15 protein-coding genes are annotated in these 13,825 nt (G+C 42.1%); all 15 read right to left on the bottom strand.

Annotation, left to right across the window (positions count from 1 at the left end; genetic code table 11):
* Positions 1 to 180: 180 nt before the first annotated feature.
* Complete coding sequence (locus tag QUF07_RS08455) at positions 181 to 1,050, bottom strand: SPFH domain-containing protein (RefSeq protein ID WP_217341422.1); 870 nt, start codon at positions 1,048 to 1,050, stop codon at positions 181 to 183.
* Positions 1,051 to 1,125: 75 nt separating this feature from the next.
* Positions 1,126 to 1,956 (bottom strand): MetQ/NlpA family ABC transporter substrate-binding protein, encoded by an 831-nt coding sequence (locus QUF07_RS08450; RefSeq protein ID WP_217161899.1) that lies wholly within the window; start codon positions 1,954 to 1,956, stop codon positions 1,126 to 1,128.
* 15 nt (positions 1,957 to 1,971) lie between these two features.
* Positions 1,972 to 2,667, bottom strand: coding sequence for a methionine ABC transporter permease (locus QUF07_RS08445; protein WP_217161897.1), 696 nt, complete (start codon positions 2,665 to 2,667; stop codon positions 1,972 to 1,974).
* On the bottom strand, positions 2,660 to 3,694 hold the full coding sequence (locus QUF07_RS08440; protein ID WP_217341420.1) for a methionine ABC transporter ATP-binding protein: 1,035 nt from the start codon (positions 3,692 to 3,694) through the stop codon (positions 2,660 to 2,662). Before QUF07_RS08440 ends, QUF07_RS08445 begins: the two co-directional genes overlap by 8 nt.
* A 346-nt stretch (positions 3,695 to 4,040) precedes the next feature.
* The gene (locus tag QUF07_RS08435; protein ID WP_217161894.1) at positions 4,041 to 4,337 is read right to left on the bottom strand and encodes a glycine cleavage system H family protein; all 297 of its coding nucleotides are present in this window, start codon (positions 4,335 to 4,337) and stop codon (positions 4,041 to 4,043) included.
* A 13-nt stretch (positions 4,338 to 4,350) separates the two neighbouring features.
* A complete protein-coding gene (locus QUF07_RS08430; protein ID WP_217161893.1) occupies positions 4,351 to 5,553 on the bottom strand; it encodes an FtsW/RodA/SpoVE family cell cycle protein in 1,203 nt (400 codons plus the stop codon).
* Between the two features lie 26 nt (positions 5,554 to 5,579).
* Entirely contained in the window at positions 5,580 to 5,804 is a 225-nt protein-coding gene (locus tag QUF07_RS08425; RefSeq protein WP_217161891.1) for a DUF2969 domain-containing protein, read from the bottom strand.
* A gap of 22 nt (positions 5,805 to 5,826) precedes the next feature.
* Complete coding sequence (gene yidD / locus QUF07_RS08420) at positions 5,827 to 6,102, bottom strand: membrane protein insertion efficiency factor YidD (RefSeq protein WP_082622239.1); 276 nt, start codon at positions 6,100 to 6,102, stop codon at positions 5,827 to 5,829.
* A 15-nt stretch (positions 6,103 to 6,117) separates the two neighbouring features.
* On the bottom strand, positions 6,118 to 7,122 hold the full coding sequence (locus QUF07_RS08415; protein WP_217161889.1) for a rod shape-determining protein: 1,005 nt from the start codon (positions 7,120 to 7,122) through the stop codon (positions 6,118 to 6,120).
* Positions 7,123 to 7,248: 126 nt separating this feature from the next.
* Positions 7,249 to 8,562 (bottom strand): UDP-N-acetylglucosamine 1-carboxyvinyltransferase, encoded by a 1,314-nt coding sequence (gene murA, locus QUF07_RS08410; protein ID WP_217161887.1) that lies wholly within the window; start codon positions 8,560 to 8,562, stop codon positions 7,249 to 7,251.
* Between the two features lie 16 nt (positions 8,563 to 8,578).
* Positions 8,579 to 8,809: a DUF1146 family protein gene (locus QUF07_RS08405; protein WP_056982976.1), complete on the bottom strand. Its 231-nt coding sequence runs from the start codon at positions 8,807 to 8,809 to the stop codon at positions 8,579 to 8,581.
* 613 nt (positions 8,810 to 9,422) lie between these two features.
* Complete coding sequence (locus tag QUF07_RS08400) at positions 9,423 to 9,839, bottom strand: F0F1 ATP synthase subunit epsilon (protein WP_054746532.1); 417 nt, start codon at positions 9,837 to 9,839, stop codon at positions 9,423 to 9,425.
* Between the two features lie 16 nt (positions 9,840 to 9,855).
* The gene (gene atpD / locus QUF07_RS08395; RefSeq protein ID WP_289427184.1) at positions 9,856 to 11,289 is read right to left on the bottom strand and encodes a F0F1 ATP synthase subunit beta; all 1,434 of its coding nucleotides are present in this window, start codon (positions 11,287 to 11,289) and stop codon (positions 9,856 to 9,858) included.
* 25 nt (positions 11,290 to 11,314) lie between these two features.
* Positions 11,315 to 12,229, bottom strand: a complete 915-nt coding sequence (locus QUF07_RS08390) for a F0F1 ATP synthase subunit gamma (protein ID WP_054746530.1) — start codon at positions 12,227 to 12,229, stop codon at positions 11,315 to 11,317.
* 19 nt (positions 12,230 to 12,248) lie between these two features.
* Positions 12,249 to 13,814 carry a F0F1 ATP synthase subunit alpha gene (gene atpA, locus QUF07_RS08385; protein ID WP_054746529.1) on the bottom strand — a complete coding sequence of 522 codons (1,566 nt, stop codon included), beginning with the start codon at positions 13,812 to 13,814 and terminating at the stop codon, positions 12,249 to 12,251.
* Positions 13,815 to 13,825: the final 11 nt, after the last annotated feature.

The raw sequence follows: 13,825 nt of genomic DNA, 5'->3' as shown, positions 1-13,825 counted from the left end.
CAAAACAAAAAGAGCCCTAATCACAAAGTGATTAGAACTCGAATTTAGTTTCACCAACAACAGTTGACGAAGAGCCTCCAAAATTAGGAATAATTGATCCTTTCCGTTAAATGCTGGGATCAAATCGCCTTTCGTCTCAATCTCGTCGTATAAATTAAATTGCCAACAAAGTGGTTGCCGTTACTCTAGATTATCAGTATTAATGACATTCTGGGTTCCTCGTTCGGTAATGATCGATACCAGGACATTATTAATCATTTGCATCCGTTTTTCATCAGTCACACTGGTTCCTAAATCATGCTGCAACTGGGATACGGCATCTTCTGAAATGGCAACCGCTCCTTGGACAATAATCTTTCGGGCTGACAGAATTGCGGTTGCTTGTTGTCTTTGTAACATTGCGTTGGCAATTTCCGTTGCGTAAGCCAAGTGCGTCAATCTGGTTTCAACAATTTCCAGACCGGCCACGTCCAACCGTTCCTGCAACTCCTTTTGAAGGGCTTTTGAGACCTCAGTTGAATTGCCACGTAACGTCAATTTATCCGTATCCTCATCGAAACTGTCATATGGGTATTGGCTTGCGATATGCCGGATCGCTGATTCACTTTGGATTTCCACAAACTGTTCATAATCTTCAACACTAAAAATTGCTTTGGCTGAATCAACGACTCGATAAACAATAACGGCCGCGATTTCAACTGGATTACCCTTTGAATCATTCACTTTAATAATTGAACTATTGAAATTACGCACCCGCAAAGAAATTGTCTGCTTGCCTGTTAAAGGCACCGTCATGAATAATCCAGACGTGCGGATTGTACCAATATATCGACCAAAGAAGGTGAGTACCTTGGCTTCATTTGGTTGGATAATTGTCAGCGAACTTGCAAATAATAAATCAAGAATGATTACAACACTACCCGAAATGACGGTCAATACCGAACTGGACTGGCTGCCATTCCATAACATGTAACCGCCCAAAATCAGCAGAATCAGAACACAAATCAATCCAATAAAGCCATTTACATGAAATACATTTTTTTCTTTCAAAAAAGCCGCCCCCTCTATTAAATGATTTCGGTTACAAATCAAGTATATAGTGGTCGGCTCTTAATTGAAAGCGAATTACTTTACATTCTTAACTGGTAGAACGGCACCCTTGTAATGGTGGTAAATCCATTTTTGAGTACTCTTTGACTGGAGGGCTTTAACAAGCTTCTTAATGGCTGGCTTGTTTTGGTCACCCTTGCGAGTTGCAATAATATTGACATATGGCGAGCTGCTCTTTTCAATGGCGATTGAATCAGTTCGTGGATCCAACCCAGCTTGAACAGCGTAATTGGCATTGATGACAACCGCATCGCCTTCACCGTTCTTATAAATAGTTGGTAACAGCTTTGGTTCGTAACTGTGCTTGAACTTCAAGTGACGAGGGTTTGAAGCAATATCACTGAAGTTAGCTGATGTAATATTGACGCCCTTCTTGATTGTGATTAAACCGGCATCTTTAAACAATGTCAAAACTCGGCCATAATCGGGGGTATTACTGCTGACAATAATTGTGGCATTTTTCTTAAGATCTTGAAGCTTCTTAACTTTCTTAGAGAAAACGGCAATCGGCTCCAAATGAACCCCACCGGCATTCACTAAAGAACCATGATTTTCCTTGTTCCACTGATCCAAAAACGGCACATGCTGGAAGTAGTTCGCATCCAATTCCCCATTGGCCAGTGCTTTATTAGGCATTACATAGTCTTGGAAGGTCGTAATTTTTAGCGTAACCCCTTCCTTTTTAAGTTGTGGCGCAACATGTCTCAAGATTTGAGCATGAGGAACTGCTGAGGCACCAATCTTTAAGGTCGTTGTTTTCTTACTCTGACTGTTTGAGGAAGAACACCCAACTAACAACACCGCACTGAATAATACTGCAACTAAACTCAATAATTTCTTCTTCATACGAAAACCTCCAAATTATAATGTCCGTTTATCGGTCCACTTCACGAACCGGTCACCAACGAATTGAACAACAAAAACAAATAAACAAATAATAACCGTTCCAACTAACGTCACGGTGTTGTTATATGCTTGGAACCCTTCTTGGTAAACAAGGTTGCCAAGACCACCAGCACCAATTGCCCCAGCCATGGCGGTATAGCCAATTAACGAAATTGTGGTCACCGTAGCGCCTGCGATCAACGCCGGTTTACTCTCGGGCAGCAACACCTTGGTAATCACACCCCAAGTTGTTGCCCCCATCGATTCAACGGCTTCGATAACTCCGGAATCCACTTCTCGGAAATACGACTCGACCATCCGAGCATAAAATGGCGCTGCGGAAACAATTAGGGACGGCAACGCAGCTTTGGGCCCGATGATTGTCCCAACCAGGGTCTTGGATACCGGCAACAGCAAAATAATCAAAATAATATATGGAATTGACCTAAAAATATTAACCAGTAAACCAACGACCCAATTAATAACTTTAAAGCCCCAACCTGATTTGCTACGGGTTTCATAGAGAATGAGGCCTAAAATAATACCAAAAATAACCACGGCAACCATCGATAACAATGTCATCCAAATTGTTTCCCAAGTGGCTGACATCATTGCCGACCAATCCACATTATGGAATTGAAAATATGACTTAAGGCCGGTTGTATTACTCATGATGAATCACCTCGGTTCCAACTCTCATTTTTTTAAGGTACTCAAGCGCATCATTAATTTTGGTCTCGTCCCCAACAAATTGGAGATCCAACGATCCTAGTGCCCCTTCTTGAGTTTGATGGATGGCACCAGAAATAATACTGATTGTGAGATCCGGGTAACGTTTGATAACATCTGACACGATTGGCAGCTCTGCTTGCGGCCCGTGAAAGACTAACCGGATCAACTGCCCTTCAGGATACTTCTTTACCAATTCTTCCAAAGTCATCGTTGTGTCACCCTTTTGGGTTGTAAATTCTTCGCTGACAAAGTTTTTGGTAACCTGTTGCTGTGGATGACGGAAGACTTCAAACACTGTCCCGCTTTCAACGACTCGGCCGCTATCCATCACTGCCACTTTGTCACATGTCTTCGCAATCGCATGCATCTCATGGGTAATCAAAAGGATGGTTAAGTTCATTTCTTTGTTGATCTTCAACAACAATTCCAATACCTCGTTTGTCGTATCAGGATCCAGAGCACTCGTGGCTTCGTCAGAAATTAGAATTGTCGGTTCATTGGCCAGCGCCCGGGCAATGCCAACCCGTTGTTTTTGTCCACCTGATAATTCAGAGGGATAAGAATGCTCGCGGCCCTCTAAACCGACCAACTTGATTAACTCCTCAGCGCGTTGAACCCGCTTGGCTTTGGGAACCTTAGCAATCTCTAGTGGCAAGGCAACGTTATCGATTACCGTCCGTGACCATAACAGATTAAAATGCTGGAAGATCATGCCAATTTTTTGACGTTGTTTTCGAAGGGCACTGCCATTTAACTTGGCAATATCAGTCCCATCGATATCGATCTCACCTGTCGAGGGGGCTTCCAGTCCATCCAGCATTCGGACTAATGTGCTTTTACCTGCTCCGGAGTATCCGACAATCCCAAAAATCTCACCGTCATTAATCTCGATGTTTACATCATTAACGGCCGTTAACCCACCGTCTTTTGTACTATATTGTTTAGATACATCTTTAAATCGAATCATCGTTTTCACTCCTAAATATAAAAAAGCTTTCCGTCCACATTAGCAATTAACTAATTGCTAACAAGGACGAAAAGCTTTTCGCGGTACCACCTTAGTTCATTATCGCTTCTCAACGATAATCTCTACGAGTATGATTCATACTCAACGAAATAATGGACGTCACCCATTATTGGTTCACTGACGCTCACCAACAATTATTTTGCCAAGACCATCTTCAAAAATCTTCACTGACTCCGTCTCACCATTAGGAGCTCTCTTTGCAGCTTCGATTAATTACTCATCTTGGATCTAATCTCTTACTCATTGAATCCTAGTTTACCTAGAAAAACATTAACCGTCAAGGAAATTATTTCTGAACTTTAACAATCCACGATTTGTCCTTAGCAGATTCATTCAAAAGTGCTGGGTTGTCTTCAGCCTGTTTATTCACGGCGACAACGGTTCCGGCAACTGGACTCTCAATATCCGAAACAGCTTTATCTGCTTCAACATTCAGCAAGGTATCGCTAGTTGTCAATTGGGCGTTAACCTTTGGCAAAGAAACAAACGTAATGTTGCCAAGCTCATTTCGGCCTTCATCAGTTAAACCAATTGTTACAACCCCACTCTTATCTTCTTCTGTCCAATAATAATTCTTATCCATGATAATTTGCCCCTTAAGAAAATTCTTTATCTTCACCAAACATATAACTCTTATTGTGATATTGCATCGACATGATCAATCCAATCCCAATCATGTTTCCGATCAACGCTGATCCCCCGGCACTGACAAATGGAAGTGGAATACCAGTCAACGGAAGTAAGCCAACACTCATTCCCACATTTTCAAAAACATGGAAGAGGATCATCATAATGACACCGGTTGAAATGTACGCATAAAAAACGTTTCTCGTGTCAAAAGTGACTTTAATCATCTGATAAATCAGTAAGAAATACAGTAGAATTAAAATACAACTACCGATAAAGCCGAAGTTTTCACCAATTACTGAAAAAATCATATCTGATTCACGAACTGGTACATATACATGGGATTGGTTGAACCCCGTGCCAAAAATACCACCCGACCCGATAGCTTTCATACTTTGCCACAGCTGATACCCTTGATTACTCGTATCAGCGGATGGATGAAGCCAGGTATCGACCCGCGAGAATTGGTAAGCTTGGAAACCGACTTTTTCAAGAATTCTGCGACCAGCTTCAGGAATAACGAGCGCCAGTGCCGTTCCGGCAACGCCAAAAATCGCAATCATTGACGGTAGAATAATCCGCCAGGTAATTCCAGAAACGATGATCAGCCCACCTAAAATTGCAAAGAAGACCAGCATCGTTCCGAAATCATTTTGCAGTTTTAATAAAACCGCAACTGGAATTGTCCAGAGGATCATTTTGCCCAACAGCAACCAATCACTTCGGACCGTTCTGATGGGATAATTATCATTATGCTGAACAATAACCCTCGCCATCATCAAAATGTATGCTGGCTTCATGACTTCTGAAGGCTGAAATGTTAACCCAAAAATGGAGAACCAACTTTTCGCCCCAGTATTAGCGTAATAGGCCCGGCTATACAAAACTAAAACACTGGCTAAAAGGACAATCCCACCCCAATACACAATTGGGGCCACTTTCCATAACTGCTCGGAATCAAACTGCATAATGACAACAACGGCCACAATTCCGATCACATACCAAACTAATTGGGAAACCACTTGTCTTAAAACGCTGGTAGCACTGGAATCATGAGTTGCGGCAACATAAATAGAAGCCAACCCAATACAGGCCAACATTAAAACACAGAAGATTATTCCCCAGTCTATCCGGGATTGATCGTCTTTTGACGTCCTACGACTGGTATCCAAAATAGACCCTCCTTAAATTTAAAACTTTAATGATGAAGATGGAATTCTTTAATTAACAGCGTCACGCCCTCTTCGAAACTTTTCACGTGGAATTGTTCTTGATGGGTATTAACTGCTTCAAATTTATTGGCACTCACTTCTTTAAGTGTCCCAATCAACTTTTTGCCAATAAATAACTCAGAGATGTTTTGACCAGTTGAATCTGCGTGATCTTTAATTTCAACATTAATACTCTTGTTAGCTTTGCTCAATTCTATTCTCCTTGTTCACAGATTACTTTAAGTGCATTGATTTACGATACTCGTCCCGAGCAGCTTTATTCCTAAAAATTGTGAAATGATCTGGCACGGGATCATATCCACCTTTAACAAAAGGATGGCAGCGAAGAATCCGTGCAATCCCCATAATGGCTCCCTTGAGTGCCCCATGCTTTTGTAGCGCCGTCACCATATAACTACTGCAAGTTGGGTAATAACGGCATGTAGGGGGAAATAAAGGTGATATAAAGCGCTGATAACCATGAACAATAACAATCAGAATTTTTTTCAATGCGACACCTAAAATCTATTCTTTGCTCTTTAACTTCGGATTCTTGATGTAATGTTCCAACAGAACCCCCGCTCCTTTAGCCACATTATCAAGTGGCTTTTCAGAAATGATCACTGGGACCGTCAGCGCATCAGAAATCACTTGATCAATCTTGCGTAATAATGCGCCGCCACCAGTCAACATGATGCCACGGTCAACGATGTCAGAAGCTAATTCGGGTGGAATAACTTCCAAGACCTCTTTTGCACCGTCTACGATTAATTGAACGGTGTCATGAATGGCTTCAGCAATCTCATTGCTGTCGATGGTGATTGCGCGAGGCATGCCAGAAACGGCATCACGGCCACGAACTTCCATCTTCTTAACGTCATCTTTGTCTTCCTTGGCAGTTCCAATTTCAATCTTAATTTTTTCAGCAGTATGTTCACCAATAATCAAGTTATGCTTCTGTTTAATATAGTTGGCGATTTCAACGTTCATCCGATCACCGGCTACCCGGATTGACTTGCTGGCAACGATATCACCGAGAGAAATAATCGCAATATCACTGGTACCACCACCCATATCGATCACCATGTTGCCACGGGGCTGAAAAATATCCATTCCGGCACCAACTGCGGCAACTTTGGGTTCTTCTTCAAGATAAACTTGGCCGCCACCGGCCTTCTCTGCTGCTTGAATAATGGCGTTTCGTTCAATTTCAGTAACGTTAGTCGGCGCACAGATCATAATCTTTGGCTTAGACATGAATCCCTTTACATCCAGTTTGTTGATGAAGTAAGTCAGCATTTCTTCAGTAATGTCAAAATCAGAGATTACCCCATCCTTGAGTGGCCGGATTGCGCGAATGTTACTTGGGGTTCTACCGACCATTCGATAGGCTTCGGAGCCGACCGCAAGAACTTTTCCGGTCCGTGTGTCAATCGCGACAACTGATGGTTCATTTAATACAATACCCTTTCCTGCAACGTAAATTAAAACGTTGGCAGTTCCTAAATCGATTCCAATGTCTTTTGCCATCTGTGTACTTCCTCCTGAAAACTTTTATCTCAAAAAAACATTATACCACATAAAAATGACGATTCGAATGCCATCTCAGGCAATAAAGGGTTGAGATCAATAACGATCTCAACCCCATTTGATTAATTATAAGCGATTCTTTAATGATTGATTAAGAATAATTGAGTCGTCATCTTGAACGTCAACCCGTTTGATTTCAGCGCCAAGACTTGCTAATTTTTTGTGGAAATCGTGATATCCACGATCTAAGTATTGTAAATTGCGAACTTGTGTGTAGCCTGATGCAACCAATCCGGCAATCACCAAGGCAGCAGCGGCTCTCAAATCACTGGCTGCCACTTCGGCGCCATTGAAGTCGGTTGGACCCTGCATCACAACTGTTCGCCCGGAAATTGTGTATTGCGCATTCATCCGGCGTAATTCTTCCATGTGCATGAAACGATTCTCAAACACCGTTTCGGTCATTGAACTACTACCATTGGCACAGAGCTGAAGGATAGTCATTTGTGGCTGCATATCGGTTGGGAAGCCTGGGTGAGGTAAGGTCTTAACGTCAACCGGTTTAAGTTGATCTGGTCCAATAATCCGAACACCCTCATCAGTTTCGATCACTTGAACACCCATCTCACGCATTTTCAAGATCAACGGCTTGTTATGCTCTGCAATCGCGCCATCAACCATGACGTCACCTTTAGTCACAGCGGCTGCAATCATAAAGGTCCCAGCCTCAATGCGATCTTGGACAACTGCATGCTCAGTCCCATGGAGCTTAGCCACTCCTTGAACTCGAATCTGCTCAGTTCCAGCACCAATGACGGTTGCCCCCATCTTGTTTAAGACGTTTGCCAAATCAACAATTTCTGGTTCGCGGGCGGCGTTTTGAATCACCGTCTTACCCTTTGCAAGGGTTGCAGCCATCATGATGTTTTGAGTAGCACCAACACTTGGAAAATCAAGATAGATATCTGTACCAACAAGTCCGTTGGGAGCGCATGCCTCAACGTAACCATCATGTTGTTCAATTTGAGCACCTAATGCTTCAAATCCCTTCAGATGTAAATCAATTGGTCGCGAACCAATCGCGCACCCACCTGGTAAAGCAACCTTTGCCTTGCCAAGCCGGGCCAACAACGGACCCATCACCACAATCGATGCTCGCATCTTTGAAACATATTCGAAAGGTGCTTCACTTGAAAGTTGAGAAGATGCATCAAACGTAATGTCATTGGCATCTTCATTAAAATGCGTCTTAACATTCAAGAATCGCAATACCTTGTTCATCGTATAAACGTCGGATAACAACGGTACATTTGAAATGGTTGTCTGACCTTCGCTTGCTAAAATAGTAGCTGCTTGAATCGGTAATACCGCATTTTTAGCACCATCAATATGTACAGTTCCCTTCAGTGGATTACCACCATGCACAATAATCTTTTCCACAAGAACGCCTCCTACATCACTTTACTAAGTATATTAAATTACGAATATTATCAATAAAAGAAAGGAAAAAAGAGCTGGCTCCATACCCAATCGCGACTGCAAGTAAAACGATCAGGAGTTTGCCGGGTAAAGCTCTCATTGGGATATATCGTTCGATGTGGATTTCTTGAACACTCCAAAATGCCATCGCAATAAAAAGAAAATATGTAACAAGTGTAATTACAGCTTGAATTCCAATTGTTCTCATGCATCTTCCCCCAATTCAAAGTCAACTATATCATAAAGACGCAAACTTGTCTTAACTTTTCGGTTCCTTTTAGAAAAAAAAGTCAATTAACGCCTACAAATCACCGACATAATTAGGAGAACCCGGAAATCATATTTTCAATCAACCGCAAACTATGTTATAGAATCCACAATATCAATAAGCCCCATGTTTCTAAAACTGATGTCCCAAATAATATCAAATCAATACGAAGAATTTACGGCTAAAATTTGACTATTTTCGTACCCCGGCGTTAATGCTGAGAGTGGCTTGTTTGTCCTAAATGATCAGATAACGTGAGTTTCTCTTCTCTGTTCAATCGATGCCAGTAGGGGTACCGTTGGCTATGTTCCTCCAACTGCTGCTTACAACGGACTGCTCACATCCATTATGTAAAGCCAAAATTGCATTGACCAAGCACCTTATGCGAACAGCTTGGACATATATGAATTGCCGATTTGTAATCATTCGCATAGATCGCCATAGCCACTTAGATAAATTCTGGGATCAAAACGTCTATTGTTCCAATCTCTAATTCTTTAAACAACAAAAAAAGACCGCCATCAAGCCTAAACTTGAACACAGTCTTTCAAAATTACTTTTTAGCAACATTGATTCGATTAATTGCTCGCCGCAAAGCAACTTGGGCACGATCCAAAGCAGCTTTGTCTTGGCGTTGACGAGCGGCAGCAATCCGCTGTTCAGCGTTTTGCTTAGCCTTTTGGGCCCGTGCAATATCGATATCTTGTTGATTCTCGGCACTATCAGCGACAATGGTTGCCATGTTATTGGAAAACTCAAGGAATCCACCGTTAACAGCAATATTGTCTTCAGTATCATCATACTTAACTCGAGCTTCATCAACAGCCAAGGTTGCGATGATCGGGACATGGTTAGCCATGATTCCGATTTGTCCTGACTTTGTTGAAACCACTAACATATTTGCAGTATGCTCATAAACATTTCCATCAGGAGTAACGATACTAACGGTAAGAACCGAATTATCAGCCAATTAGAATCCTCCTCCTTTAGTTTGCTGCACTCTGCTTTTCATTGTCTGTTGTTTGATTAATCTTCTTGGCATTTTCCAAAACATCCTCGATTGGGCCACAGTTTCTGAAAGCATCTTCAGGAATGTCATCGTACTTACCAGCAAGGATATCTTTGAATCCCTTAACAGTTTCAGCAACTGGCACATATTTACCAGGTAAACCAGTAAAATGTTCAGCAACTGAGAAACTTTGAGATAAGAAGAACTGAATTCGACGGGCACGGTTAACAATCGTCTTTTCTTCGTCAGACAGTTCATCCATACCAAGGATAGAAATGATATCTTGAAGTTCACGGTAACGTTGCAAAACGTGTTGAACTTCAGTAGCAACTTCGTAATGTTCTTGACCAACAATTGCGGGATCCAAAGCTGATGATGTTGATGCTAATGGATCAACGGCTGGATAGATTCCTTGTTGAGTCAATGAACGTTCCAAGTTAGTAGTCGCATCCAAATGGGCAAATGTCGTTGCAGGAGCAGGGTCGGTATAATCATCGGCAGGCACGTAAACAGCCTGGATAGATGTAATAGCGCCCTTCTTTGTTGAAGTAATTCGTTCTTGCAATTGACCCATTTCAGTAGCCAAAGTTGGCTGATAACCAACGGCTGATGGAATCCGGCCAAGCAAGGCGGAAACTTCTGAACCAGCTTGTGTGAATCGGAAGATGTTATCAATAAACAGCAAAACATCTTGACCTTCACGATCACGGAAGTATTCAGCGATTGTCAAACCAGTCAAAGCAACCCGCATACGAGCACCAGGAGGTTCGTTCATTTGACCATAAACCATGGCCGTTTTGGCGAGAACTCCTGAACCCTTCATTTCAAAGTACATATCGTTACCTTCACGAGTACGCTCACCAACACCGGTAAATACAGAAATACCATTGTGTCCTTGCGCAATATTGTGAATTAACTCTTGAATTAGAACGGTTTTACCAACTCCGGCACCACCAAACAATCCAACTTTTCCACCACGCGTGTATGGTTCCAATAAATCGATCACTTTAATTCCAGTTTCAAGAATTTCAGTTGATGGATTTAAATCTTCATACTTCGGTGCATCACGGTGAATTGGCCAGCGTTCTGCATCTGGTCCAAATTCTGGACCACCGTCAATTGGATCTCCGAGAACATTAAATACTCGACCAAGAGTATCTTTACCAACTGGAACACTGATAGATGATTCAGTATTATCTACAACCATCCCTCGACGAAGACCGTCGGTTCCATCCATCGCAATTGTACGCACAACACCGTCACCTAAATCAAGGGCAACTTCAACGACAAGGAATTTGTCGTCGGTGACGTGAATATTCAAAGCGGTGTTAATTTCAGGTAATTTATCGTCCAAGGAGAACTCAACATCAACAACAGGTCCGATAACTTGTATAACTTTACCAGTACTCATGTTAGTTAATTCCTCCATCTAAATTTTATTGTTGACTAAGAGCTTCTTGACCACCGGTAATTTCGGTAATTTCAGTGGTAATTGCAGCTTGCCGAGCCCGGTTATACTGTAATTCCAGTGACGAAATCAAATCATCCGCATTATCAGATGCAGACTTCATGGCAGTTGAACTAGAAGCGTGTTCTGACGTCTTGGCATCTAGAATTGCCCCATATACCAAGCTTTCAGAATACTGAGGAAGAATTACATTTAAAACTTCCTTTTCGGATGGTTCAACATCATACTCAGCAGTCATTGGCTTAACCTCGATATCCTGGCTAGCTTGGCTTTGAATAGCTTCATCATCAATTGGAAGCATCTTTTCAGCTCTAAACCGAGATATCAAACGGTTAACGAAATGTTCGTAACAAACGTATAATTCATCAAATTCACCTTTGTTATACATGGTTGTAACCATTTTTACAATTTGGCGAACTTCATTAAACGTCGGCACGTCACTCACACCACGATATTCGTATGCAACGTTAGTTCCCCGTTTCCGATAAAAGTCAGAACCGGTTCCACCAACGGCTAATATCTGATAGTCATTCGAACCCGAATGGCCGTCAATAAATTGGTTGGTTTCTCGAATAACGTTACTGTTATAACTGCCAACCATTCCTCGATCGGAAGTTATAATCAAATACGCCGTTCTCTTAGCTTTAGACTGATCATTTTCGGCTGCATGACCTGAGGACTGACTTAACCCATCCAAAATGTGAGACTGGGCTAAATGTAATACAACAGATTTGATTTGGCTTGCATATTCCGCATAACTCTTCGTATGCTTCTGAATCTGGTTAAGCTTAGCTTGTGAGACCATTTCCATAGCATTCGTAATTTGACGCGTCTTCTTTGTAGAAGTAATCCGATGTTTAACATCGTTTAGCGAAGCACCCATGTAATCTCACCCTCCTTAACTAGTCATTTGAAGCAGCTGAATTTTGATCATTCTTTGGTGCGGCTTGTTGGTCGTCTGATTTACTTGGTTGGAATGTCTGTTCGAATTCCTTAATTGCAGCATCTAATTTGCCGGTATCAGGTAATTGACCAGTCTTTGTAATTTCATCAAGCAAATCTTTGTGTGAATGGTCGAAGAAATCAAAAATTTCGTTCTGATAACGTAAAATGTCATCAATGGCAATCTTATCCAAGAATCCGTGAGTCAAGCAATACAGAATCACAACTTGCTTTTCGACAGGAATTGGAGAATGAAGTGGTTGTTTTAAGACTTCAACCGTTCGAGCACCACGATTCAACTTGGCTTGTGTTGCTTCATCAAGATCAGAACCAAATTGTGCAAATGATTCCAGTTCGTGATAAGAAGCCAAATCAAGTCGTAAGGTACCAGAAACTTTCTTCATTGCCTTAACCTGCGCATCACCACCAACACGAGAAACAGAAGTACCAGCATCAACGGCTGGACGAACACCAGAATAGAAACTATCGGCATCCAAGAAGATCTGTCCATCAGTAATGGAAATAACGTTGGTAGGGATATAAGCGGAAACGTCACCGGCTTGGGTTTCAACGATAGGAAGAGCAGTCATTGAACCGCCACCCAACTTATCGCTCAACTTAGCGGCACGTTCCAACAAACGTGAGTGGGTATAGAAAATATCACCAGGATAAGCTTCACGACCAGGAGGACGACGAAGAATAAGTGATAATTCACGGTAAGCGTCAGCTTGCTTTGATAAATCATCATACACAATTAAGACATGCTCACCATTATGCATGAAGTATTCACCCATAGTAGCGCCAGCATATGGTGCAATGTACAACAGTGATGCTGGTTCAGAAGGTCCAGCTGAAATAACTGTTGTATAATCCATGGCACCATACTTTTCAAGTGTACTTACGGCCGTTCGAACAGTTGATTGTTTCTGTCCAATGGCAACGTAAATACATTTCATATTTTGACCTTTTTGATTCAAGATCGTGTCAATGGCGATTGAAGTCTTACCGGTTTTACGGTCACCGATAATCAACTCACGCTGTCCACGACCAATTGGAATCAATGAATCAATCGCTTTGATACCTGTTTGTAATGGTTCAAAAACTGATTGTCGATCCATAACACCAGGCGCTTTGTGTTCAATCGCCTTGTGATCTGCGGCTTTAATTGGGCCTTTACCATCTACTGGTTGACCGAGTGAGTTAACAACTCGTCCAATCAAATCGTCCCCAACGGGAACTTCCATAATTCGGCCGGTTCTCTTTACAGAGTCACCTTCACGGATATTTGTGTCATCACCCAAAATCATGATACCAACATCATTGGTTTCAAGGTTTTGTACCATTCCATAAACGCCGTGGCCGAAGTCGAGCAACTCCCCAGACAACGCATTTTCGAGCCCATGAGCGCGAGCAATACCATCACCAACATATGTAACGATACCTGTTTCTTGAACGTCGAGCTCGTTCTTATAGCCTTGTAACTGTTGCTTAATAAGAGCACTGATTTCCTCAGCTTTAATGCTCATAAGTTTCACCT

Source organism: Lentilactobacillus sp. TOM.63, assembly GCF_030361045.1.
Classification (GTDB): Bacteria; Bacillota; Bacilli; order Lactobacillales; family Lactobacillaceae; genus Lentilactobacillus; species Lentilactobacillus dabitei.
This window is presented reverse-complemented; position numbering and strand designations above follow the sequence as displayed.

Bases quoted from the DNA above. Each gene is read 5' to 3' on its own strand.
- QUF07_RS08435 (WP_217161894.1), bottom strand. From the start codon at position 4,337: ATGGATAAGAATTATTATTGGACAGAAGAAGATAAGAGTGGGGTTGTA.
- atpD (WP_289427184.1), bottom strand. From the start codon at position 11,289: ATGAGTACTGGTAAAGTTATACAAGTTATCGGACCTGTTGTTGATGTT.
- QUF07_RS08440 (WP_217341420.1), bottom strand. From the start codon at position 3,694: ATGATTCGATTTAAAGATGTATCTAAACAATATAGTACAAAAGACGGT.
- atpA (WP_054746529.1), bottom strand. From the start codon at position 13,814: ATGAGCATTAAAGCTGAGGAAATCAGTGCTCTTATTAAGCAACAGTTA.
- QUF07_RS08415 (WP_217161889.1), bottom strand. From the start codon at position 7,122: ATGGCAAAAGACATTGGAATCGATTTAGGAACTGCCAACGTTTTAATT.
- QUF07_RS08390 (WP_054746530.1), bottom strand. From the start codon at position 12,229: ATGGGTGCTTCGCTAAACGATGTTAAACATCGGATTACTTCTACAAAG.
- QUF07_RS08445 (WP_217161897.1), bottom strand. From the start codon at position 2,667: ATGAGTAATACAACCGGCCTTAAGTCATATTTTCAATTCCATAATGTG.
- QUF07_RS08405 (WP_056982976.1), bottom strand. From the start codon at position 8,809: ATGAGAACAATTGGAATTCAAGCTGTAATTACACTTGTTACATATTTT.
- QUF07_RS08450 (WP_217161899.1), bottom strand. From the start codon at position 1,956: ATGAAGAAGAAATTATTGAGTTTAGTTGCAGTATTATTCAGTGCGGTG.